The organism is Nocardia sp. FDAARGOS_372 (assembly GCF_002554515.1).
In the GTDB taxonomy this organism is placed as follows: domain Bacteria; phylum Actinomycetota; class Actinomycetes; order Mycobacteriales; family Mycobacteriaceae; genus Nocardia; species Nocardia farcinica.
Genome location: NZ_PDDW01000001.1, coordinates 71,053 through 94,388, shown reverse-complemented (window position 1 = coordinate 94,388; position 23,336 = coordinate 71,053). Strand labels below are relative to the sequence as shown.

Below are 23,336 nucleotides of genomic sequence, written 5' to 3'. Positions count from 1 at the left end.
GCGGCGACCTCGTGGCGGGTCAGGTGAGCAGCCGGTCGATGATCGCGCGGGCCGTGGCGAGCTTGGTCTCGTCGCCCAGTTGACGGGCGGTGTTGGCGGCGGTGACCAGGGCGTCGAGTTCGAAGGCCAGGGCGGCCGGGTCGCGCCCGGGCAGTTCGTCGCGGTCGACGGCGTGGCGAAGTTGCTTCTCCAACAACGCCATCCACTCGGCGTGATCGGCGACCAGGGCGTCCCGGACCGGGCCGGGTCTGCTGTCGAACTCGGCCAGGGTCGCGGCGCGGAAACAGCCACCGGGAAACACCGGGTCGGTGATGTAGTCGAGCCAGCGGGTCACCAGGGCGCGGACCCGGGGCAGGCCACGCGGTTCGCGCACGGCGGGCTCGACGATCCGCTCGATGAAGACCTCGCGCGCGGCCCGCACCGCGGCCAGCTGCAACGCCTGCTTGGAGCCGAACAGGGTGGCGATGCCGCTCTTGCTGACGCCCAGATCGGTGGCGAGCCTGCCGATGCTGAGCCCGTCCAGCCCTTCCACGGAGGCGACGTCGGCGGCGTGGCGGGCGATCGCCGCGCGGGAGCGGGCGCCCTTGACCAGGCGTTGGTCGGTGATCGGTTCGGCCATAAGCCCCATTCTCCCACCGCGGGGTTGTGAATACGAACGGTCGGTCGTACTTTAAGTACACGAACGATCGTACTTTTTGTTCCCGTTCTCTCCTCGAAGGAACCCCATGACCACGGTGTCCGAGCGGACCCAGCGTCCGCCGAACCTCGCACGCCGCACCTTGCTGATCGCCTGCGGCGCCACCTTCATCGCCCTGCTCGACCTCTCGGTCGTCAACATCGCCTTTCCCTCGCTCGCCCGCGACTACCCCGACACCCCCGTCACGACCCTCACCTGGGTGGTCAGCGGTTACGGCGTGGCCTTCGCCGCCCTGCTCACCCCGGCGGGCCGCTTCGCCGACGCCCTCGGCAGGCGCAGGCTGTTCCTGATCGCGTTGGCCGCCTTCGCACTGACCTCGCTGCTGTGCGGGCTGGCACCCGACGCCGCGACCCTGATCGCGGGACGGGTGGCGCAGGGCGCCGCGGCCGCGCTGATGATGCCCGCCGCCCTCGGCCTGATCCTCGCCGTGACACCGCGCGAGCGGATCGGTGCGGCGATCGGCGCCTGGTCCGCCGCGGGCAGTTTCGCGGCGGTGGTCGGCCCGCCGCTGGGCGGGGCGCTGGTGGAGGCCTTCGGCTGGCGCGCCGTCTTCGTCGTCAACGTGCCGATCGCCCTGGCGCTGATGCTGCCCGCCCGCGGGCTCCCCGAGACGGGCCTGCGGCCACCGGGCAGCGCCCTGCCCGACCCGGTCGGCACCGTTGCCGTCGCCCTCGGACTCGGCGGACTCGTCGTCGGTGTCACCGAAGGCCAGCGGTGGGGGTGGGCCGCCCCCACCACCCTGCTCGCGCTCGGCGTGGGCGCGGCTCTGGTGGCGGTCGCGATCGCCCGCTCGGCCCGCCTGACCGTCACCGGGCGCGCGGCCGGCGCGGCGCTGGCCGTCGGCCTGTGGCGCAGCAGGCCGTACGCGCTGGCGAACGCCGCCTCCTTCGTGTTCGCGGGCGCGATGTACTCCTGGCTGATGGCCGGGCCGCTGTTCCTCGACGCGGTGTGGGGCTACTCGGTGCTCGGATCGGCGGGGGCGATGACGGCCGGTGCGCTGACCTCGATGATCACCGCCACGGCGGCCGGGCGGATCACCGCGCCCGCCGTGCGGCGGTGGGCGGGAGTGCTGGGCGCGCTGCTGTTCGCGGCCGCCGCGCTGTGGATGAGCAGCGACTCCTTCGGCCCCGATCCGGCGCTGTGGACGGCCTGGATCCCCGCCGGCGTGCTCGGCGGCGGCGGGATCGGGCTGGTGCTCACCGCGCTCGGCACGGCCGCGGCCGCGGCGCTGCCACCGGAGCAGTTCGCCGCGGGCATCGGCATGAACCTCACCGCCCGCCAGGTGGGCGGCGCGCTCGGAGTCGCCGTGATGGCCGCGGTACTCGCCGCCCATCCCGGCGACGCGCTCACCGGCCTGCACACCCACTTCGCCGTCTGCGCGGCCATCGCCGCGCTGACGGCCGTCCTCACCGCCCTCCCCTCCCGACAGGAACAGCCATGAGCGAGACCACGATCGGATCCCACACCGAGGCCGACGACCCGATGCTCCTCGATCCCGGCGCCGCCCGCGCGCTCCTGCGTGGTGCGCCGTGGCGCCGGTACGCGGTGCTCGGCGACTCCATCGCGCAGGGCATCGGCGACCCCACGCCCGGCTACCGCGCGGTCGGATGGGCCGAGCGCGTCGCCGACGCCCTGCGGGCGGTGGTCCCCGGCCTGGCCTACCTCAACACCGGCCGGATGGGCGCCACCTCGGCCCAGGTTCGCGAAGACCAACTTCCCCGGGTGCTCGAGTTCGCGCCCGACCTGGTGCACGTGATCTGCGGCGGCAACGACATGTTCGCCACCGAACCGGACCTGGACGGTCTACGCGACAACCTCGACGCGATGTTCACCGCGCTGCGCGCCACCGGCGCGCAGCTGTGTACGTTCACTGTCGCCGACGTGTGGGAGGTCGAGCGCATGGCGGACATGCGGCCGATGCGCGAGCGCATGACCGCCATGAACGCGGTGATCCGCGATGTCGCGGCCGACCACGACGCCCTGCTGGTCGACTTCTGGCGGCATCCGCTGCGTCTGCGTCCCGATCTGATGAGCGCCGACCTCATCCACTTCGGGACCGGCGGGCATGCCGTCGTCGCCACCGAAATGATCCGCGCGCTGGGCACTCTCGTGCCGGTGAACCCGGCCGCAGGCTGAGCGCCCACGTCCCCGTCGACCGGCTTCCCACTCCACACGGTGGCCGGCGCGACGCCGCGCCGGTCCGGTGACCGGTCGACGGGGACGGGTACGCCGGCGGTCAGCGGTCGCCCGAGCCACCGCCGGAACCGCCGTTCCCGCCACCGGAGCGGGAGCCACCGTCGGACTTGCCGCCGCCACCCTTACCGCCGCCCTTACCGCCGCCGGACTTCGAGCCACCGCCCGACCCCGCGCCGCCGGAATCCGAACCCTTCGACGACGTGCCGGACGAACTCGCCCCCGAACCGTCCCGGTCACCCGACGTCCCGCCCGACGACTCACCGCCGGAACCACCCGAACCACCGGCGGACGTGCCGCCACCGGAACCGCCGCCGGCACCGGAGGACGCCCCGCCCGAACCACCGGAGCCCGCGCCCGCCGAACCGCCATCGGAACCGCCGGAGTCCGCGGCCCCCGAGCCACCACCGGAAGCACCACCGGAACTCTCACCCCCGGAGGAAGCGCCGCCCGAACCGTCGGTGGTTCCGCCGGACGCGCCGCCCGAACCGGCACCGTCGCTTCCCGGCGCACCTTCGGCTCCGCCGCCGTCACTCGCGGCCCCCGAACCCGGTTGATCCCCACCGGTATTCGTCTCCGGCGTTCCGTCCGCGCCGGTGCCCGGCGCTGCCTCGGTACCCGCGGGCACCGACCCACCGGCAGCGGGAGCCGAGGGCTGCGCACCGCCCGGCGCGGGCACCCCGGGATCGCTGACCGGCGTCCCCTGGGCGGGGCCGGTGGCCGGCTGACCGGGCGCGGGGCCCGAACCCGGCTGTGCCGGCGGTGTGTTCGTGCCCGGCGCCGGGCTCGGCGGAGTCGGCCGCTCCCATTCGCTGTCGAGGGTGGCCCACCCGAACGGCAGCGGGTTGGTGAAGTGCGCCGGGTCGGCGTAGAGCGCGGGGTACCGCTCGGTCCGGGGATCGTTGTGCGCACCGCGGCGGGATTCCGCGATGGTCGGTCCGGCGGGCCGGTCGGTGGCGGTGGCGACGTAGCGGCCGTGCGGGTTGCGGGTGAGCCCGGCGACGGGCTGAGTCAACCCTAGTGGAACACCGTGGCGGACACCGTGATCCACGACCGCGCCGGTGTAGGACGCGTGCGGCAGCGCCTCCAGCGGCACCGGCAGTTCCGGGAAGCGCTGCAGGACCGGCGCCAGCACCGGCTCGGCGGTGCCGCCGAGCACGGTCGCCGCCGAGACCGCGATCGCGGACGCGACAGCGGCGCCCGAGAACACCACCCCGCGCGCGGAGTGCGACTCGCCGAGCTCGGGCGCGAAGACGCGCGCGGCGAAATGGGCCGCGCCCGCGGCGGTGATGTGTGCCGGGTCGGCGGCCGTGACCACCGGCCTGCCCAGCTCGGCCAGGGTCGCCGCCACCTCGGGCGGGCGGGCCGCACCGCCGACGACCAGCACGCGGTCGATGTCGGAGAGGCTGCGGCCGGTGGAGCGCACCGCGGCCCGGACGACCTCGAACGAGTCGCGCACGTGCTCGGCGCGCAGGCCGTCGACATCGACCAGCGAGGTGAGCGAGACCGACCCGGTGACCGCGCCGCGCGAGTAGCGGGCGAGCATCGTCCCGAGCGGTCGCCCGCCGAAGTCGTAGCAGCGCCGGGGATTTCCCACGATCGGGTGATCGGGCCAGTCCGGGCCGACCCGCACGACGGTGACGTCGAGGCTGGTGGCGCCGAGGTCGTACACCAGGACGAAGCCGGACTCGAGCGGGCCGTGCTCGTGCGCCAGCCACTCCGCGGCGGCGACCGGCTCGGGGACCAGCATCACCTCGCGGGCGCCGGAGAGGTCGAGCGCCTGGCGCAACAGGGCGACCTGCTTGTCCGAGTACACCGCCGGATAGGTGAGGACCGCACCCGCGACGGCCTCGGTGCCGCCGATCAGCTCACGGAGCACGGTGGCGACGAGACCGGGCGCGGTGTAGAGGCGACCCCCGAGTAGCAGCGGTTCGGGATCGCGCGCCAGATCCGCGAAATCGGTGACGGCCGAGTCGACCCGCGGCACGCCCCCGACGCGGACCGCCGCGCCGGCGTCATCGAAGGTGAGGGCGGTGCGTCGGACCCGGATCGACGACCGGGGCCGAGTAGTGGTGACCGCGGCGGACACGGAGTTCACCGCACCGATGCTGAAACCCACGCACAGAGACAATTCGCCATCCCGTCAACGCACCGAGACCACGTCCAGCACACAGTCCAGCCGTGTGGCCGCGGTCGTCTTCCAAACAGCTCACATAGGGTAACTGACGATCCGCGCCGCGCATGTCGATTCCGTATCAATTCATGTGCACTTCGGTACATTTCGGCACGAAGTCGCAGGAAGACGCGGTACAAGCGGGCATCAAGTCCCCTCGACACGCCGGAAATGCACTGAGCGGGAGGATCTTCCGCTACCGAGCAGCGACCATGACGTGAACCATGGCCACCCGCCGGGCCGCCCCACGAGCGCGCACGAGCAAATAGCGAGACATCGCTGGACACAGCGCATTTCCCCCATTGCCGGCGATTCGCTTGTTACCGGTCGGTCGGTATGCCAAGCACGACCGTCGCCGGACAATCGGTCTGTTTTCACCGCGCCGGCCGTACCGCGGGGAAAAGGAGAGCGGCGCATCGGTTTCCGATGCGCCGCTCACTCACCGCCGTTCGGGCCGCCCCACGGCGGCCCGCTCGCTCACACCCGCGCCAGCAGCTTCCGCAGCCCGCGCCCGTGTCGCGGCGCGACCGCGCCGCCGGCGATCGCCTCGGGCCTGCGCGCCCGCACGAGCCGGTCGAACTCCTCGGCACCGTGCACCGGGTCCGGCAGCCGTCCGGCGTTGAAATCGTCGGCCAGTTGCTGCACCGTCTCCTGCGCGCACGACTTGTTCGTGCCGATGAACCCGGTGGGGCCGCGCTTGATCCAGCCGGTCACGTAGGCGCCGGTCAACGGTTCGCCCTCGGCACGGTCGAGCACCCGCCCGGCGCGGTTGGGGATGACGCCGCCGCGCTCGTCGAACGGCAGCCCCGGCAGCGGCACGCCCCGGTAGCCGACCGAGGTGAGCACCAGACCGGCGTCGATGCGCTCGGTGACGTCGGTGGGCACCGCGGTGGTGCGGCCGTCCGCGTCGGTGACCAGCTCGTTGCGCGTCACCTCCAGGCCGGAGACCCGGTCGGTGCCGAGCACCTGCGCGGGCGAGGCCAGGTAGCGGAACACGATCCGCTTGCGCTCGCCCACCGGCCGCTGCGCGACCTGGTGCAGCAGGCGCAGCTTCTGCTCGATCTTGTACGGCAGGTCCGCGGTGATCTCGGGCAGCTCGCCCTCGACCACGATGTCCACGTCCGCACCGAGCAGGCCGACGAACTCCGGCACGGTGAAGGCGGATTCGGCCGGGCCGCGCCTGCCGAGCACCACCACTTCCTCGATCTTGCTCTCGCGCAGCGCAGCCAGGGCGTACGGCGCGACGTCGGTGCCCGCGAGAGTGGCCGGGTCGCTGGTCAGGATGCGAGCGACGTCGAGGGCGACGTTGCCGTTGCCGACGATGACCGCGCGCCGCTGGGTCAGATCGAACCGATCGTCGGCGTGGTCGGGGTGGCCGTTGTACCAGGCGACGAAGTCGGTGGCCGAGACGTTGCCGGGCAGTCCCTCACCGGGGATGCCGAGCTTGCGGTCCGAGGACGCGCCCACCGCGTAGATCACCGCGTGGAAGTACCGCAGCAGTTCCTCGTGCGAGATGTGCTCGCCCACCGCCACGTTCAGGTACGAGCCGAAGCCCGGCTGCGCGGAGATGACGTCGAAGAGCCTGCTGACCTGCCGGGTCTTCGCGTGATCCGGCGCAACGCCGTGCCGGGCCAGGCCGTAGGGCACCGGGAGCCGGTCGAACACGGTCACCGCGACGTTCGGCTGGGTGAGCAACTCGTCGGCGGCGTACATCGCCGACGGACCCGAACCCACGATCGCCACCCGCAGCGGGGACCGTTCGGTCTCGATCCGCGGCGCGGGCACCGGGCGCGCCAACAGTGGCCGGGGCCGCTCCTGCCGGTAGAAGTCGGCGTTGATCTCGACGAAGGGCAGCTGCTCGGCGGTCAGCTTCTTCGAGGAGGTGATCGCGTCGACGGGGCAGGCGGTGGCGCACGCACCGCAGTCCACGCACGCCTGCGGGTCGACGTAGAGCATCTCCGCCGTCAGGAAGTCCGGCTCGTCGGGCGTGGGATGGATGCAGTTGACCGGGCAGGCGTACACGCACGAGGCGTCACTGCAACAGGATTGGGTGACGACGTAGGGCATGGTCTTCCGCCGATCAGCCGGCCGTGACCAGGCGCAGCGGCTCGGACCGGTAGCGGCTGGACGGGCCGTCGATCTTCAGCAGCTTCCACACCCGCTTGGCGATCGGGTTCATCAGGCCCAGTTCCTTGGCCAGCGCGCGCACGTCCACGAAGTAGTCGCTGAAGACCTGCTTGGCCTCCTTCGAGCCGTAGAACAGCTCCTTGCGCACCTTCTCCGGGATGCCGAACTCCTTGAAGAACGACTTGGGCGGGGTGGCGATGGAGCGGCCAAGGATCCACATCACCAGCGGCATGGCCAGCGACAGCACGAACTTGTTGGCCGCGTTGACCTCGGGCACGTGGGTCTTGAGGAACTCGTGCGCGAAGGAGATGTGGCGGGCCTCCTCGGCGACGTGGATGGCCATCACGCCGAGCATGATCGGGTGGACCTCTTCGCCGGAGCGCAGGATCTGCTTCTGGATGTGGTCGATGGGCTCCTCACCCGCGAGCACGGCCATGAAGAACAGGTTGGGGGCGAGCGCGGCCACCGGCGCAGCCAGGTACTTGAACTTGCTGACCAGGGGGCCCATGCCCGGCACATCGATGCCGATGCGGTTGACCATCTCCTGGAACATCAGGGTGTGGTTGTGCTCCTCGATCATCTCGTGGGAGCAGTAGCGGAACTCCGGGGAGCCGTTGGGCAGGCCGAAGTTGTGGATCACCATGCCGCTGATGAGGATCGACTCGAACTGTAGGCCGACCTTGGCCACGTTGGCCTGGCGGTACTTGCCGATCTCGATCTGCTTGTCCTTGGGCAGCGCGAGGTACCACGGGTGCCGGCCGAGCGGATCGGCCGACTGCGGCAGGATCCAGCGCTCCTCACCGGCGGTGGCGGCGTAGTCGGGGTTGTCCCAGTCGATGTCCTCGAAGGGGTCGAAGTGCCGGTTCACCGAGCCCTCGGACAACAGCAGCAGCTTGGCGGCGTACTCCTGCGCCTTCGCGAGATCGGGGTCGATATCGGGCGTCGCGGCTGTCGACATCGTCGTCACTGCCTCTCCTCAGGGGACCGATTAACTGTTTCCAATAGTTACACCTACGCGCGAGTAGGTCAACCCGACAAGATCATCGATCGCCGTCACCCCGTCCCACCTGCGAAAACACACGGCACGCGACATGAAAAAGTGCCGGACGCCCAGCGGCGTCCGGCACTCTCGGTCACAGTTACTGCGTCGGCAGCTCCGGAATCCGGGTGGCCCGCACGTACACCGTCTCCCCGTCGGTCAGGCGCAGCGCCTCGGCGTCGCCGCGGGTCACCTGCGCGGAGAACAGGTCGCCGGTCGCGGCGTTGCGCAGCTCCACCCTGACCTCGAACCCGAGGTGCACCACCCGCTCCACCGTCGCCCGGGTGACACCCGCCGACTCCGCGGTGCCCTCGTGCGCGGCCAGCGCCATGCTGGGATCGCGGCCCACCCGGATGTCGTGCGGCCGCACCAGGTGGCCGTTGAGCCGGGCGACGTCACCGAGGAAGGACATCACGAACTCGTTCGCGGGCCGGTCGTAGACGTCCTCGGGGGTGCCGACCTGCTCGATGCGGCCCTTGTTCATCACCGCGATCCGGTCGGCGACGTCGAGCGCCTCCTCCTGGTCGTGGGTGACCAGCACGGTGGTGACGTGCACCTCCTCGTGCAGCCTGCGCAGCCAGGTGCGCAGATCGGCGCGCACCTTGGCGTCGAGGGCGCCGAACGGCTCGTCCAGCAGCAGCACCTGCGGGTCCACCGCCAACGCGCGGGCCAGCGCCATGCGCTGGCGCTGGCCGCCGGACAGCTGCGCGGGATAGCGGTGCTGGAAGCCGTCCAAGCCGACGATGCCCAGCAGTTCGTCCACCCGTTTGGTGATCTCGGCCTTGGGCCGCTTGCGGATCTTCAGGCCGAAGGCGACGTTGTCGCGCACGGTCATGTGCTTGAACGCCGCGTAGTGCTGGAAGACGAACCCGATGTCGCGCTTCTGCGGCGCCACCCGGGTGACGTCCTTGCCCGCGATCACCACGACGCCGTCGTCGAGGGCTTCCAGACCGGCGATCGAGCGCAACAGCGTCGACTTGCCGGAGCCGGACGGGCCGAGCAGCGCGGTCAGCTCACCCGAGGGGATCTCGATGGTGACGTCGTCGAGCGCGGCGAAGTTGCCGTAGTTCTTGCGGGCGTTGGTGACGGTGATCATGGCGTGCCTCTGCGGGTTCCGGTGGGCGGGGTGATCATGTGGCGTCCCGCTTGCGCTCGAGAACGGTCATCAGCAGCAGGGTCACCAGGGCTATGCCCATCAGCAAGGTGGCGGCGCAGTACGCGCCGAAGGTGTTGTGGTCGTTGATGTAGCGGCCGTGCACCAGCAGCGTGAGCGTCTGGGACTTGCCGGGCAGCGCCGAGGACACCATGATCACCGCGCCGAACTCGCCGAGCGAGCGCGCGACGGTGAGCACGATGCCGTAGGTCAGGCCCCAGCGGATGGCGGGCAGGGTGATCCGCCAGAAGGTCTGCCAGCGCGAGGCGCCGAGGGTCGCGGCGGCCTGCTCCTGGTCGTCGCCGATCTCGTGCAGCACCGGCTCGACCTCGCGCACCACGAACGGCAGCGTGACGAAGATGGTCGCGATGACCATGCCGGGCAAGCTGAAGATGACCTTGAAACCCAGGTTCTCGACGCCGCCCAGCCAGCCGCCCGCACCCCACAGCAGGATCAGCGCCACACCGACGACCACCGGCGACACCGCGAACGGCAGGTCGACGATGCCCTGCACCAGGGTGCGGCCCGGGAACCGGCCGCGCACCAGCGCCAGGGCGGTGATCACACCGAACACCACGTTCACCGGCACCACGATCGCGACGATGAGCAGCGACAGCTGGAAGGCCGAGATGGCGGCCGGGGTGGTGATGGAGTCGACGAAGGCGCCGATGCCGTTTTCGAACGTGCGCCACAGGATGACGATCAGCGGCAGCACCAGCAGCACGAACAGGTAGCCCAGGGCCACCGTCCGCAGCGACAGGCGGGTCAACGGTGACAGTCTCATCGGCTCGCCTGCTCCTTGCGCGCGGCGCGGTCGGCGAGCAGCCGCAGCACCAGCAGCGTCACGAACGCGATCGCCAGCAACGCGACCGACACCGCGGCGGCGTTGATCGGCCGATCGATCTCGATCTGCTTCTGGATGTACTGCGAGGCCATCTCGGTCTTGCGGGGGATCGCGCCGCCGATCAGCACCACCGATCCGTACTCGCCGATGGCGCGGGCGAAGGCCAGGCCGCCGCCGCTGATGACGGCCGGGGTGAGCGCGGGCAGCACGATCCGGCGGAAGGTGGTCCAGTTGTCCGCGCCCAGCGAGAGCGCGGCCTGTTCCACCTCGCGGTCGGCCTCGATGAGCACCGGCTGCACCGAGCGCACCACGAACGGCAGCGTGACGAACGCCAGCGCCACCACCAGGCCCGGCTGGGTGGCGTTGAGGTGGATGTCGATGGGGCTCTGCGGGCCGTAGAGCGAGAGCAACACGATGCTGGCCACGATGGTCGGCAGCGCGAAGGGCAGATCGATGAGGGCGTTGACCACGCCCTTGCCGGGGAACTCGTCGCGGACCAGCACCCAGGCGATCAACGTGCCCATCACCACGTTGATCAGCGCGACCACCACCGAGACGAGCACGGTGATGCGCAACGAGTCCAGCGCCGCGGGGGCGGTGACCGCGTCCCAGAAGCCGCCCCAGCCGTCCTCGAAGGAGGTGACGGTCAGGGCGGCCAGTGGCAGCAGCACGATGATGCTCAACCACAGCACCGCGGTGGCGATGCCGAGCGGGCCCACCGACCCGGTGACCCGCAGCCACGCCAGCGGCGAGCGCGTCGGTTTCCTGGTGACGCCGGTACCGAGGGCGGGCGTGCCCGCCTCGGTACCGGCGCTACTGCTGTCACTCACAGTGCTCGAGTTTCCCGTATCGATCCGGCTACTTGGTGGCGTTTTACTTGGTGGCGTTGTCGTAGATCACCGCGATGCTGCCGGTCTCCGGCGCGAACAGCTGCGAGTCCACCTGCTTCCAGCCGCCGAGGTCGGCGATGGTCCACAGCTTCTCCGGGGTCGGGAAGTCGGCGGTGAACTCCGCGGCGACCGCCGGGTCCACCGGCCGGAAACCGGCCTCGGCCCACGCCTTCTGGCCCGCGGGGGTGTAGAGGAAGTCGCGGAACGCCACGGCCTTCTCCGGGTTCTGGCTGTTCTTCAGCACCGCCACCGGGTTCTCGATCTTGAAGGTCTGCGCGGGCACGATGTGCTCGATCGGGTCGCCGTTGCGCTCGGCGAAGATCGCCTCGTTCTCGTAGCTCAGCAACACGTCACCGGTGCCCTGCAGGAACGTCTCGGTGGCTTCGCGGCCGGACTTGGGCTGCACCTTCACGTGCGTGAGCAGCTGGGTCAGGTAGTCCAGGCCCGCCTGCGGGTTCTTGCCGCCGTCGGACTTGGCGGCGTAGGGGGCGAGCAGGTTCCACTTGGCCGAGCCGGAGCTGAACGGGTTGGGGGTGACCACCTCGACGTCCGGGCGCAGCAGGTCGTCCCAGTCGCGGATGTTCTTGGGGTTGTCCTTGCGGACCACGATGGCCACCACCGAACCGAACGGGATGCCCTTGTTGGCGTCGGCGTTCCAGTTCGCGTCGACCAGGCCCGCGTCGACCAGGCGGGTGATGTCGGGTTCGACCGAGAAGTTCACCACATCGGCCTGGGCGCCGTCCTTGACCTTGCGGGACTGATCGCCCGAGGCACCGTAGGACTGCTGGATCTGCACGCCCTCGCCGGCCTCGGTCTGGTTGAACGCCGGGATCACCTTGTCGTAGCCCGGCTTGGGCACGGCGTAGGCGTAGAGGTTGAGGCTGCCGCCACTGCCGTCGGCGCCGCCGCCACCGGCGACATCGCTGGCGCCACCACCGCACGCGGTGAGGACGACCGCGGCGACCGTGGTGAGGGCGGCGGCGGCGAAGCGTCGGCGCGGGGCGAGCCAGGTTGTGCGAGACATCGGGGTGACCTTTCGGTGCTGACAGAGCTGCTGATCGTCGTAGACCGAACCGCACACGGCGGTGGCGCGACTTCGGCCCGAAGGCCGCCGGGGTTACGGGTCACGTCTGCGAGGGGCGCGCGCCGGTCTACGAGGCGGGAGGCGCGGACGTGCCCGGACGCCGATCAGCGACAGAGAATGTCGGCGACCGCGAGATTGCCGACAGCGATCAACGCCAATTCATGGCGGACCTGCGGGACGGCACTCGAAGACACGGGCAGACTTTAGCAGAGCCGCCCGTGGCTTCTCGAATCGAGAAACTCACCGCTCACGACATCAGCGGGTGAAGAACCAGGCCACCACGACGAGCACGAGCAGGGCGAGCAGGGCGAGTTGGACTCGGGAGCGCGGCATCAGCGGGCTCCGCTCTGCACGGGCTCGCGGCGCACGGTCTCGGCGGGCGGCGCGGTGGCCACCAGCGCGGCGGGCGGCGCCGGGCGTCGGTCGCGGCCGAGCAGGCGCAGGCACGCGCGCAGCCCGCGATCGAGCAGGTAGGCGATGGCGAAGCTCACCGGCACCATGCCCACCAGGACGACCAGGAACTGCGGGATGAACGGCAATCCCGCCACCCACAGCTCGAACCCGTCCCACCAGCCAGCGATGCGATCCACACCGCCAGCCTACTGGTCGCCGCGCGCCGGGCGCGCACGGCGTGCGGTGGACGATCGCGCCGCCGGGCACGGATGATGAAGTATGGCGTCGCCCCACGAATCGCACGACCCGACCGCATCGAGCACGCCGAGCGGCTATCGGCATCGGGCCGCGTATCCGCCCATCGACGACTACGCCTTCCTGTCCGACTGCGAGACCAACTGCCTGATCGCCGCCAACGGCTCGGTGGAATGGATGTGCCTGCCGCGGCCGGACTCCCCCAGCGTCTTCGGCGCGATGCTCGACCGCAGCGCGGGCCACTTCCGGATCGGCCCCTACGGCCGCAACGTCCCCGCCGCCCGCCGGTATCTGCCCGGCGGCATGATCCTGGAGACCACCTGGCAGACCGAGACCGGTTGGCTGATCGTGCGCGACGCGCTGGTGCTCGGCCCCTGGCACAACAACGACCAGCGCAGCCGCACGCACCGGCGCACCCCGATGGACTGGGATGCCGAACACATGCTGCTGCGCACCGTGAAATGCGTCAACGGCACCGTCGAGCTGGAGATGAGTTGCCAGCCCAGCTTCGACTACCACCTGGCGGGCGCGCGCTGGGAGTACACCGGCAAGGTCTACGAAGAGGCCACCGCCGTGCGCGCCGACGATCCCGCCGCCGGGCCGACCCTCGTGCTCACCACCGATCTGCGGCTCGGGCTGGAAGGCAGGGAGGCCCGCGCCCGCACCCGGATGCGCGAGGGCGACGAGATCTTCGTCGCCCTCACCTGGTCGGAGCTGCCCGCGCCGAAGACCTTCGAGGAAGCCGCCCACAAGATGCACCGCACGATCGAGTGCTGGCGGCAGTGGATCACCCTGGGCAAGTTCCCCGATCACCCCTGGCGCAGCTACCTGCAGCGCAGTGCGCTGACCCTCAAGGGCCTCACCTACGCCCCGACCGGTGCGCTGCTGGCGGCGGCCACCACCTCGCTGCCCGAACAGCCCGGCGGGCAACGCAATTGGGACTACCGCTACACCTGGGTACGCGATGCCAGCTTCGCGCTGTGGGGCCTGTACACACTGGGGCTGGACCGCGAGGCCGACGACTTCTTCGCCTTCCTCAACGACGCCACCACCGGGCCGAACGGCGAACCCGTGCCGCTGCAGGTGCTCTACGGCATCGGCGGCGAACGCGAACTCACCGAGCGCGAACTGCCGCACCTGGCCGGCTACGACGGCGCGCAGCCGGTGCGCATCGGCAACGGCGCCTACAACCAGGAGCAGCACGACATCTGGGGCACCATGCTCGACGCGGTGTACCTGCACGTGAAATCCCGGCAGCAGGTGCCCGAAGCGCTGTGGCCGCTGCTGGAACGACAGGTCGACGCCGCCATCGCACACTGGCGCGAGCCCGACCGCGGCATCTGGGAAGTGCGCGGCGAGCCACAGCATTTCACCTCCTCCAAGGTGATGTGCTGGGTGGCGCTCGACCGCGGCGCCAAGCTGGCCGAACTACACGGCCAGCTCGAACGCGCCACGCAGTGGGCCGAGATCGCCGAGGAGATCCGCACCGACGTCCTCGTGCACGGGGTCAACGAGGAGGGCGTGTTCACCCAGACCTATGGCGGCGACACCCTGGACGCCTCGCTGCTGCTGGTGGTGCTGGTGCGGTTCCTGCCGCCCGACGACCACCGGGTGCGCGCGACCGTCCTGGCCATCGCCGACCGGCTCACCGAGAACGGCCTGGTGCTGCGCTACCGCACCGAGACCACCGACGACGGATTGACCGGTGCGGAGGGCGCTTTCACGATCTGCTCGTTCTGGCTGGTGTCGGCCCTGGTGGAGATCGGCGAGGTGCGCCGGGCCAGGCACCTGTGCGAGCGCCTGCTCGGCTTCGCCAGCCCGCTGCGGCTCTACGCCGAGGAGATCGACCCGCGCAGTGGGCGGCACCTGGGCAACTTCCCGCAGGCGTTCACCCACCTGGCGCTGATCAACGCCGTCACGCACGTGATCCGCGCGGAGAACGAGCAGGACGCGGGCGGATTCCGCCCGGCGCACTCCCCCGCCCATCACCCGAACTGAGGCTCGGGCGCCCGGTTCGGCTCAGGCGGCCAGGTCGGCTGCCCGGTCGCGCACCGCGCGCAGCTTGCCCAGCTGCGCGTCCAGCTCGGCGAGGCGGTCCTCGCGGCGGTCGCCGTAGCGGCCGTAGGCCTCCTCGGCGGCCCGCAGCGCCTCGTCGGCGGCGCGCAGCGCGTCGGTGGCGATGTCGGTGAAGTGGTCACGCAACGACCGTTGCATGGCCCGCAACCGGTTCCGTGACTCCTTGCCCACCTGGAACACCACGTCGTCCATCAGCCGCGCCACCGCGACCTTGGCCTCGGCGCGGCGGCGCAGCTTGCGGTTCTTGCGGTCGTCCCAGATCGCGTTGACGCCCAGCAGCACACCGGCGCCCGCCGAATACCAGTTCACCAGCGACATCCCGAGCAGGCTGGTGGCCAGACCGACCATCAGGATGCCGCCGTAGGAGCCGCGCAGACCCGACAGCACCTGCTGGGTGACCCCGGGGGTGGCGCTGTCCAGCGACTCCAGCGGAGCCACGTGCTCGAGCACCTCGCCCGGATCGGTCAGCCGCAGGTCGGGCAGCGGCGGCGTGCGCGGGCCGGAGGGGAACTTCGCGGCCACCTGTTCGCACAGCTCCACCGAGCGGTAGTGCGCCATCACGAAGTTCTCCTCGACGGCCTCGCAGATTCGCGCGTCGAGGTCGGCGCCGAACTCCTTCCAGCCGCGGGCCGGATCGGTCCTGGCGATCTCGGCCTCGGCGTCGCGGGTGAGCCTGCGCAGCCGGTGCCGCAGATCGTGCTCGATGTCGGCCATGAGCTCGGCCGCGCCGTCGGCCAGCACGATCTGCCAGTTGGCGGTGCGCTGGCGCAGCTGGTCGGCCTCGTCGCGGGCCACCATCAGCTGCTGGGTGATCTCGCCGCGGCGGCGCGGATCGCGCAGCGCTTCGGCCTCGGAGTACAGGGTGACCGCCAGATTGTCGGCGCTGAGCAGGATGTCGCGCAGCGCGGCGTCGCGGGCGACGGCGTCGGCGCGCGCGATGACCTGATCGCGCAGGTGGTCGATCAGCTGCGGCACCCCGGATTCGATGTCGCGATGCGGGTCGGCGCCGGGGCGATGCATGCGCGCCGACACCGGGGCGACGGCGAAACCGAGCCCCGCCGCGTCCAGCAGATCCCGGTCCCGCTGCTGCACATGCGACCACTGCGGATACAGGTCGATCTTGTTCAGCACACAGATCACGGTGGGACAGAACTGCTGCACCCGCTGCAGGTAATCCAGTTGCGCGGGGGACAGTTCCGAGGACGCCTCGGTCACGTACAGCACCGCGTCGGCGGCGGCGATCATCGACCAGGTCACCCGTTCGTCGCCGCCGCCGGGCGCGTCCATCAGGACGATGCCGTCGGCGAGCAGCGCGCTGGGCTCGGTGAACTCGGCGCGGACCACGTCGGCGGCGGTGAGCGCCGGGCGCGAACTCAGCCGGTCCACCGACTGCCGCTCGGTGCGGCCCGGCCCGGCCGCCTTCACCAGCGTGGCGGTGGGCTCCGGACCGTATTCGACGATCACCGGTGCGCTGCGCTCGGCGTCGGTCGCGCTGACCTGCGCGCCGACGAGGCTGTTCACCAGGGTGCTCATGCCGTTCTTCGGATCGCCGACGACGACGAGACGCACCCGCGGATCGCTGATCCTGGCGCGCACCATGCCCAGTCGGCCGCCCAGGTCGTCGCGGCCCGCGGATCCGGCCATCTCCCGCAGTTCGTCGAGCATCCGGATGAGCGGCGCCATGGCGTCGGGATGTTTCACCGTCGCGGACTCCAGCCCGGCTGCGGCAGACAAGCCTCCTCCTTACTGCTGCATGTCGCGTCGTTCGACGAGCACGCTCCTGTCGTCGCGAGCTGCTCGGCTAGAACAGGACCGCGTCCGGTCCGGCGGTCGGGTGCACGTCGGCGACACCGCTGTCGGACCACAGGCCCGTGCCGAGGCCGTGCGCCAGTGTCGCATGGTCGGCCGGGGCGGTGTACGCCGCGTAGTGGTACAGGCTGCCACCGTCGTCGCTGATCGGCTTCGGCTTGGGATCCAGCGGCACCGGCGGCTTCACCGGCGCGACCGGAGTCGGCACGGCGGCGCTCGGCAGCGTCGGCACGTCCACCGTGGGCGGCACGGTGGCCCCGGTGGGCACGTCGAGGGTCGGCACGCTCTGGGTGGGCGGTGTCTGCGCGGGCAGGCTCGCCGTCGGCGCGCCGGGAGCGCTCACCGTGGGTTGCGGAACGGACACCGACGGCGCCGACGGCGTGGTGGGAGCCGTACCGCCACCGGAGGTGCCGCCACCGGTGCCGGTGCCCGGGGTGGTGATGTCGTCGTCGGGGGTGGGCACCTGGGTCACCGTGGCGCCGGGGGTCTTGGTGACGATGTCGGTGTCCGGCAGCGACGGCGTGGTCACCACGTCCGTCGGCAGGGTCGTGCCCGGGGTGGGCAGCGGCAGGCTCGGCGTCGGCACCGCGGGCGTGAGGGTGGGCACGCTCGGCGCGGTGGTGCCGGGCACGACGTCGGTGGGGCGCGGCGTGCCGGGTTCCGGCGTGGTGGGCGCGGGGGTGTGGTGCCTGCCCGGCAGGTCCAGCAACGCGGGCACGTCCGCGGCGGGCACCGTCAGCGGAGACGGGCCGCTCCCGCCGCCGAACACGTCGGCGATGGGGCGGGTGGCGGCTTCGGGCTGAATCGTGGTCTGCAACGGCGTGGCCACCACCGGCGCGGCGGCCGCGGCGGCGGGCGCCGCGGGGCGGGGCCGGGGCGACGGGGGCGACCGGAGCGACCGCGACGGGGGCGACCGGCGCGATCGGCGTCGCGGCCACCGCCGGCGCGATCGGCGCCGCGGGCGCGTGCACCGGGGCGGGAGCGGCGGCGCCGAGCGGGCTCGCGGCACCGGGCGCCCCGCCGGCCTGGCCCGCGCCGTGCTGCTGTTCGTTCAGCCTGCCGCCGCCGGGCCGCGAGCTGTCCAGCCACTGCGAGAAGTTGTCGATCTGGGCACCGACGTCGGTGCCTGCGGCGGCCTTGACCGTCAGCCCGGCGGAGGCCTCGACCCGCAGGTCGGTGGTGAGGTAGACGCCCTTGGGGCCCATCTCGAGGTCCACATCGAACTTCGCCCATACCTGGGCGTAGGCGTCGGTCTCGAGGTAGACGCCGAATCCCTCGCCGACGCCGTCGAAACCGGAGTACACGTCCGACCCGGTGTAGGGGTTGGTCGGGGTGGCCGGGTTCGTGTCGGCACCGAGCCGCACCGCACCCGAGGCGGCATCGGTCGCGCCGTCGGTTTCCTCCGCGACCGGCACCTTGGACAGCAACGGATTCGAGCCGGGCGGCAGGAATCCGCCGGCGCCCGGCATGCCGAAACCCGGTCCGGCCTGGCCGAGTCCGTGCCCGGGTAGCCCGAATCCGCCTGGCTGCTGCCACCAGTCCGACGGGTCGTCGGCGCCGGAGCCGAATTCCGGTCGCACGAAGGGGTTTTCGCCGCCGCCGTCGGTGGGTGCCGACCCCTCCGGGGCGCCGCCGCCGTAGCCCGGGTCGATGCCGTAGCCCGCGTCGGTGCCGGAATGCCGCCAGTACTCGTGGTATTCGGGGTACTCGCCGTAGCCGGAGCTGTCCGACCGCTCCGCCGCCGGTGGCGCGCCCACGGTGATGCCGAAACCCGGCGCGGGCGCACCCGGCGTGTGCTGGGCGACCGGCGCCGGACCGCCGGGCGTGCCGGGGGTGTAGGGCTCGAACGTGGGCTCGGGGTCCGGGAAGGTGACCACCGGGCTCGGCACGTCGGGGTCGGGATCGCTGTTGTGCGCCCATCCGGCGTTCCAGCTGTCCAGCCGCTGCTCGCCCGGCTCGGTGGGCATTCCGCCGCCGTGCGAGGCGACCAGGGCCCCACCGGTGACGTAGGCGCCCGCGCGCGCGACCCGGGCCACCCCCGAGGCCACCTTGTAGGCGGTGTCACCCCCGGGCTCGGTCACCTCGGTGTCGTCGTCGAAAGGCAGGTCGCGCGTCATACAAGCTCCACGTCTCGGGGTCTCCAGCCATCCTCACCCCGCCCGACCGAGTGAAGATCACATAACGATATTTGCGCCCGACCCGGCTGTCACATCCTCGCTGCGAGCAGGAGCCCCCGGTGTGACGAGCAACACATGTGCGCGTCTGCTATTTCTTGTCTTTCGGCTTGTCCGCCTGGGCATCCGAGGACAGTGCCGCGACGAAGGCCTCCTGCGGGACGTCCACCCGCCCGATGGTCTTCATCCGCTTCTTGCCTTCCTTCTGCTTCTCGAGCAGCTTGCGCTTGCGGCTGATGTCACCGCCGTAGCACTTGGCGAGCACGTCCTTGCGGATGGCCCGGATGTTCTCGCGGGCGATGATCTTCGACCCGATGGCCGCCTGGATCGGCACCTCGAACTGCTGACGGGGAATCAGCTCGCGCAGCTTGGTGGTCATCTTGTGGCCGTAGGCCTGCGCGGCGTCCTTGTGCACGATCGCCGAGAACGCGTCGACCGCCTCGCCCTGCAACAGGATGTCGACCTTCACCAGCTGCGATTCCTGCTCGCCCGACTCCTCGTAGTCGAGGCTGGCGTAGCCGCGGGTACGCGATTTCAGCGAATCGAAGAAGTCGAAGATGATCTCGGCCATCGGCAGCGTGTAGCGCAGCTCGACCCGGGTCTCCGACAGGTAGTCCATGCCGCCGAGTTCGCCGCGACGGGACTGGCACAGCTCCATGATCGACCCGATGAACTCGCTCGGGGAGATGATGGTGCACTTGACGACCGGCTCGAACACCTTGCGCACCTTGCCTTCCGGCCAGTACGACGGGTTGGTCACCACGTGCTCGGTGCCGTCCTCCATCTCCACCCGGTACACGACGTTGGGGGCGGTGGAGATCAGGTCGAGGTCGAACTCGCGCTGCAACCGCTCCCGGGTGATCTCCATGTGCAGCAGGCCGAGGAAGCCGCAGCGGAAGCCGAAGCCGAGCGCCACCGAGGTCTCCGGGGTGTAGCTCAGCGCGGCGTCGTTGAGTTGCAGCTTCTCCAGCGCGTCGCGCAGGTCCGGGTAGTCCGAGCCGTCCACCGGGTACAGCCCCGAGTACACCATCGGCCGCGGCTCGCGGTAGCCGGTGAGCGGCTCGGCCGCGCCGTTGCGCGCGGCGGTCACGGTGTCGCCGACCTTGGACTGGCGCACATCCTTCACGCCGGTGATCAGGTAGCCGACCTCGCCCACGCCGAGCCCGTCGGTGGGCTTGGGTTCCGGCGAGACGATGCCGATCTCGAGCAGCTCGTGGGTGGCGCCGGTCGACATCATCTTGATCTTCTCGCGCGGGGTCAGCTTGCCGTCCACCACGCGCACGTAGGTGACCACACCGCGGTAGGTGTCGTAGACCGAGTCGAAGATCATCGCCCGCGCCGGTGCGTCGGCGTCCCCGACCGGCGGCGGCACCTGGCGGATCACCTCGTCGAGCAGTTCCGGCACGCCGACACCGGTCTTGCCCGAGACCCGCAGCACGTCCGAGGGCTCACAGCCCACGATGTGGGCGAGCTCGGCGGCATAGCGGTCGGGATCGGCCGCGGGCAGGTCGATCTTGTTCAGCACCGGGATGATGGTGAGGTCCTTGTCCAGGGCCAGATACAGGTTGGCCAGGGTCTGGGCCTCGATGCCCTGGGCGGCGTCCACCAGCAGGATCGCGCCCTCGCAGGCCTCGAGCGCACGGGAGACCTCGTAGGTGAAGTCGACGTGGCCCGGCGTGTCGATGAGGTGCATGACGTAGTCGGTGTCGTCCACGCGCCACGGCAGGCGCACGTTCTGCGCCTTGATCGTGATGCCGCGTTCGCGCTCGATGTCCATCCGGTCCAGGTACTGGGCGCGCATCGCCCGCTCCTCGACCACACCGGTGAGCTGCAGCATCCGGTCGGCCAGCGTCGACTTGCCGTGGTCGATGTGAGCGATGATGCAGAAGTTCCTGATCCGCGACGGATCGGTGAACGTCGTGTCGGCGAAGCTGGCGGGCACTCCACTCCTCAGCTGGGTATCGGCAAACTGCCGTCCATCGTCCCATGTGCGCGCGGCGTGACTGCCCACCGGTCCCGCCGGGGCTCGGCCCACGCGCCCGCGCGCCGTTATTCTCCAGGGATGGCGCGTAATTGGAACGCTCTGGGCAAGCAGTTGAGCCTGATCGCGAAGGAGCAGGGTCCGCGGATCGCCAAACAGCACGGGCCGAAGCTGGTGGAGAAGCTGGTCGGCGGTCTCGCGCAGCGCCAGCGCCGCTCCCCCGGCGTGCCCGTGCGCCCGGCCGCCTCGGTACCGGTGCCGACCGAGCAGCGGGCCCGCCGGATCGTCTACTCACCGCACCTGGACGGGCGGGCCGATCCGGGCGAGATCGTGTGGACCTGGGTGCCCTACGAGGAGGATCCGCGCAACGGTAAAGATCGCCCGGTGCTGGTGGTCGGCCGGGACAAGCGCACCCTGCTCGGGCTGATGCTGTCGTCGAATCCCGAGCGGGCCCACGATCGCAACTGGCTGGCGATCGGCAGCGGTAGCTGGGATCACCAGGGCAGGCCGAGCTGGGTGCGCCTGGACCGCGTGCTCGACGTGCCCGAGGCGGGTATCCGGCGCGAGGGGGCGGTGCTCGCCCGCAAGACCTTCGACCTGGTCGCGCACCGGCTGGTGGTGGAATACAACTGGAGCTGACCTGCACCGGGGCGGCGGCCGTCGCGGCCACCGCCCCGGGCTGCGGTGTCGTCGGCGATCAGCTCACCATCTCGCGGCGGCGGCCGAACAGCAGACCGTAGACCAGCGCGCCGAGAACACCGCCGATCAGCGGGAACACCACGAACGCCCAGACCTGCCCGGCCGCGCCCTCCTGATAGAACGCGACGCCCAGGCTGCGGGCCGGATTGACCGAGGTGTTGTCGACCGGGATCGAGATCAGGTGCAGCACCGCCAGGGTGACACCGATGGACAGGCCGGCCAACGGCACATCCGAGATCTGGTCGGTGGAGGCGAGCACCACGAAGATCAGGATCGCGGTGAGCATCACCTCGACGATGATCATCGCCGCGAACCCGTAGCCGTTCTGCACCACGACCTCGCCCAACGGCCCGGTCTTGGCCGAGGGGCTGTGCTCGCCCCAGCCGTTGGCGCCGAGGCCGTCGGTCCTGCGGTCGTAGCTGGGCAGGTTCTTGGCGATCGCGAACAGCACGAGACCGGACAGGAACGCGCCGATCAGCTGGGCCACGACGTAGCCGACGGCATTCACCGCCGACACCCGGCCCAGGATCAACTGGCCGAGGGTGACCGCCGGGTTGACGTGGCAGCCGGAGATCGGGCCGATCGAATAGACCAGGAACATCAGCGTGAGACCGAAGGCCAGCGCCACACCCAGCGCCCCGACCCGCTCACCGGCCAGCACCGCGGTGCCGACGCCACCCATCACCAGCACGAACGTACCGAGGGCCTCGGCGGCCCACTTCTTACCATCGGGAATCCGCCGGTCCTCGGCGATTTCCTCGACCACTTCCTGAGCCGTGGGAGACATACAGACACACCTTCCGCCATCTCGAGCCGTTGCTACTGCTGTCCAGACGAGGTACTGCTGTGAAGCCGGGGCTGTTCAAGATCGAACGGTCCTGCCTGGAAACTACGCCAGACGAGGGCCCGGGACAATGATCCGGCGCCGGATCGATTTCGCGTGCCGCGCCCCGGCTGGTACTCTCGACCTTCGGCATGGCGTTACCCGGTGTTTCCGGGTGTGTCGCCGGCGCGAGACTTCTCCAGCACATCCACTCAGCGACAGGAACACGAGGAACAGGCGTGGCCAACATCAAGTCCCAGATGAAGCGGATCCGCACCAACGAGGCGGCGCGCAAGCGCAACCAGTCGGTCAAGTCCGCGCTGCGCACCGCGATCCGCAGCTTCCGGGAAGCGGCCGAGGCGGGCGACAAGGACAAGGCCGCCGAGCGCCTGCAGTTCGCCAGCCGCAAGCTGGACAAGGCCGCCTCGAAGGGTGTCATCCACCCGAACCAGGCCGCCAACAAGAAGTCCGCGCTCGCGCTGGCCTTCAACAAGCTCTGATGCGCCGGTCCCCTCGCCGGGACCACGTCATCCTCTGACGCAGCCGCCGCGGCCTCGACGACCACGGCGGCTTTTGTCGTGCCCGCCGCCGTGACCTCGCCGCGGTGCGCGTCAGGCGCGCGGGAGTTCACCGAAGGGTCGCGGCGATGTCGGCCGCGGGGGCTACCATTCCGCGCATGGTAACCGTGTACGCGAATCAGACTGTGGTCAGAGCCGAGGATCTGCCGGATGTGATCCGGGCGGCCGAGGTACTAGGGATCGGCCTGAAGATCGAGAACGTCATGGTTCCCGACGACGACGGCGGCTACGCGCCCGAATGGATCGTCACCCGCGAGGACGAGGTGCCCGTGTACGACGAGTGGGAGGGCCGTTTCGAGGAGCCCGACGACGAGGAGTTCTCGCTCGACTCGGCCGAATGAGTTTCGT

Annotated in this window: 20 protein-coding genes; 6 read left to right on the top strand and 14 right to left on the bottom strand. The window is 70.8% G+C overall.

Annotated features, from left to right (window positions below; all coding sequences use genetic code 11):
- Positions 1 to 19 precede the first annotated feature (19 nt).
- Positions 20 to 628 carry a TetR/AcrR family transcriptional regulator gene (locus CRM89_RS00600; RefSeq protein WP_011207943.1) on the bottom strand — a complete coding sequence of 203 codons (609 nt, stop codon included), beginning with the start codon at positions 626 to 628 and terminating at the stop codon, positions 20 to 22.
- A 97-nt stretch (positions 629 to 725) separates the two neighbouring features.
- On the opposite strand from CRM89_RS00600, the gene CRM89_RS00595 reads away from it, so the two are divergent.
- Positions 726 to 2,138, top strand: a complete 1,413-nt coding sequence (locus CRM89_RS00595) for an MFS transporter (RefSeq protein WP_098082984.1) — start codon at positions 726 to 728, stop codon at positions 2,136 to 2,138.
- Positions 2,135 to 2,833, top strand: coding sequence for an SGNH/GDSL hydrolase family protein (locus tag CRM89_RS00590; RefSeq protein ID WP_060592799.1), 699 nt, complete (start codon positions 2,135 to 2,137; stop codon positions 2,831 to 2,833). The genes CRM89_RS00595 and CRM89_RS00590 overlap by 4 nt, the downstream gene beginning before the upstream one ends.
- A gap of 100 nt (positions 2,834 to 2,933) precedes the next feature.
- Here CRM89_RS00590 and CRM89_RS00585 read toward each other — a convergent pair whose 3' ends face one another.
- The 9 genes from CRM89_RS00585 to CRM89_RS00550 form a co-directional block, all read right to left on the bottom strand.
- Positions 2,934 to 4,988, bottom strand: coding sequence for an Hsp70 family protein (locus CRM89_RS00585; protein WP_172964422.1), 2,055 nt, complete (start codon positions 4,986 to 4,988; stop codon positions 2,934 to 2,936).
- Between the two features lie 552 nt (positions 4,989 to 5,540).
- A complete protein-coding gene (locus CRM89_RS00580; RefSeq protein ID WP_098082982.1) occupies positions 5,541 to 7,130 on the bottom strand; it encodes an FAD-dependent oxidoreductase in 1,590 nt (529 codons plus the stop codon).
- A gap of 13 nt (positions 7,131 to 7,143) precedes the next feature.
- Entirely contained in the window at positions 7,144 to 8,148 is a 1,005-nt protein-coding gene (locus CRM89_RS00575; protein WP_041560754.1) for a diiron oxygenase, read from the bottom strand.
- A 181-nt stretch (positions 8,149 to 8,329) separates the two neighbouring features.
- The gene (locus tag CRM89_RS00570) at positions 8,330 to 9,325 is read right to left on the bottom strand and encodes a sulfate/molybdate ABC transporter ATP-binding protein (protein ID WP_098082981.1); all 996 of its coding nucleotides are present in this window, start codon (positions 9,323 to 9,325) and stop codon (positions 8,330 to 8,332) included.
- Between the two features lie 34 nt (positions 9,326 to 9,359).
- Positions 9,360 to 10,166, bottom strand: coding sequence for a sulfate ABC transporter permease subunit CysW (cysW, locus tag CRM89_RS00565; RefSeq protein ID WP_011207936.1), 807 nt, complete (start codon positions 10,164 to 10,166; stop codon positions 9,360 to 9,362).
- Complete coding sequence (gene cysT / locus CRM89_RS00560) at positions 10,163 to 10,972, bottom strand: sulfate ABC transporter permease subunit CysT (RefSeq protein ID WP_041560753.1); 810 nt, start codon at positions 10,970 to 10,972, stop codon at positions 10,163 to 10,165. Before cysT ends, cysW begins: the two co-directional genes overlap by 4 nt.
- A gap of 127 nt (positions 10,973 to 11,099) precedes the next feature.
- Entirely contained in the window at positions 11,100 to 12,140 is a 1,041-nt protein-coding gene (locus CRM89_RS00555; RefSeq protein ID WP_060593470.1) for a sulfate ABC transporter substrate-binding protein, read from the bottom strand.
- 164 nt (positions 12,141 to 12,304) lie between these two features.
- Positions 12,305 to 12,394, bottom strand: a complete 90-nt coding sequence (locus tag CRM89_RS32155) for an Ms4533A family Cys-rich leader peptide (protein WP_309546086.1) — start codon at positions 12,392 to 12,394, stop codon at positions 12,305 to 12,307.
- 138 nt (positions 12,395 to 12,532) lie between these two features.
- Positions 12,533 to 12,790, bottom strand: coding sequence for a hypothetical protein (locus CRM89_RS00550; RefSeq protein WP_098082980.1), 258 nt, complete (start codon positions 12,788 to 12,790; stop codon positions 12,533 to 12,535).
- An 82-nt stretch (positions 12,791 to 12,872) separates the two neighbouring features.
- On the opposite strand from CRM89_RS00550, the gene CRM89_RS00545 reads away from it, so the two are divergent.
- On the top strand, positions 12,873 to 14,846 hold the full coding sequence (locus CRM89_RS00545) for a glycoside hydrolase family 15 protein (protein ID WP_098082979.1): 1,974 nt from the start codon (positions 12,873 to 12,875) through the stop codon (positions 14,844 to 14,846).
- A gap of 21 nt (positions 14,847 to 14,867) precedes the next feature.
- Here the strand turns inward: CRM89_RS00545 and CRM89_RS00540 are convergent, their stop codons facing one another.
- The 3 genes from CRM89_RS00540 to lepA all read right to left on the bottom strand — a co-directional run bounded on the left by CRM89_RS00540 (position 14,868) and on the right by lepA (position 20,849).
- Positions 14,868 to 16,658, bottom strand: coding sequence for a dynamin family protein (locus CRM89_RS00540; protein WP_098082978.1), 1,791 nt, complete (start codon positions 16,656 to 16,658; stop codon positions 14,868 to 14,870).
- Positions 16,659 to 16,725: 67 nt separating this feature from the next.
- Positions 16,726 to 17,550 carry a hypothetical protein gene (locus CRM89_RS00535; protein WP_127516028.1) on the bottom strand — a complete coding sequence of 275 codons (825 nt, stop codon included), beginning with the start codon at positions 17,548 to 17,550 and terminating at the stop codon, positions 16,726 to 16,728.
- A 1,448-nt stretch (positions 17,551 to 18,998) separates the two neighbouring features.
- A complete protein-coding gene (gene lepA / locus CRM89_RS00530) occupies positions 18,999 to 20,849 on the bottom strand; it encodes a translation elongation factor 4 (RefSeq protein ID WP_011207929.1) in 1,851 nt (616 codons plus the stop codon).
- A gap of 120 nt (positions 20,850 to 20,969) precedes the next feature.
- Between lepA and CRM89_RS00525 the strand changes: the two genes are divergently transcribed.
- On the top strand, positions 20,970 to 21,527 hold the full coding sequence (locus tag CRM89_RS00525) for a type II toxin-antitoxin system PemK/MazF family toxin (RefSeq protein WP_041559940.1): 558 nt from the start codon (positions 20,970 to 20,972) through the stop codon (positions 21,525 to 21,527).
- A gap of 58 nt (positions 21,528 to 21,585) precedes the next feature.
- Here the strand turns inward: CRM89_RS00525 and CRM89_RS00520 are convergent, their stop codons facing one another.
- On the bottom strand, positions 21,586 to 22,374 hold the full coding sequence (locus tag CRM89_RS00520) for an aquaporin (RefSeq protein ID WP_041559939.1): 789 nt from the start codon (positions 22,372 to 22,374) through the stop codon (positions 21,586 to 21,588).
- Between the two features lie 275 nt (positions 22,375 to 22,649).
- On the opposite strand from CRM89_RS00520, the gene rpsT reads away from it, so the two are divergent.
- Together rpsT and CRM89_RS00510 are read left to right on the top strand one after the other, a co-directional pair.
- Entirely contained in the window at positions 22,650 to 22,910 is a 261-nt protein-coding gene (gene rpsT / locus CRM89_RS00515) for a 30S ribosomal protein S20 (protein ID WP_011207926.1), read from the top strand.
- Positions 22,911 to 23,086: 176 nt separating this feature from the next.
- Positions 23,087 to 23,329 carry a hypothetical protein gene (locus CRM89_RS00510; protein ID WP_041559938.1) on the top strand — a complete coding sequence of 81 codons (243 nt, stop codon included), beginning with the start codon at positions 23,087 to 23,089 and terminating at the stop codon, positions 23,327 to 23,329.
- Positions 23,330 to 23,336: the final 7 nt, after the last annotated feature.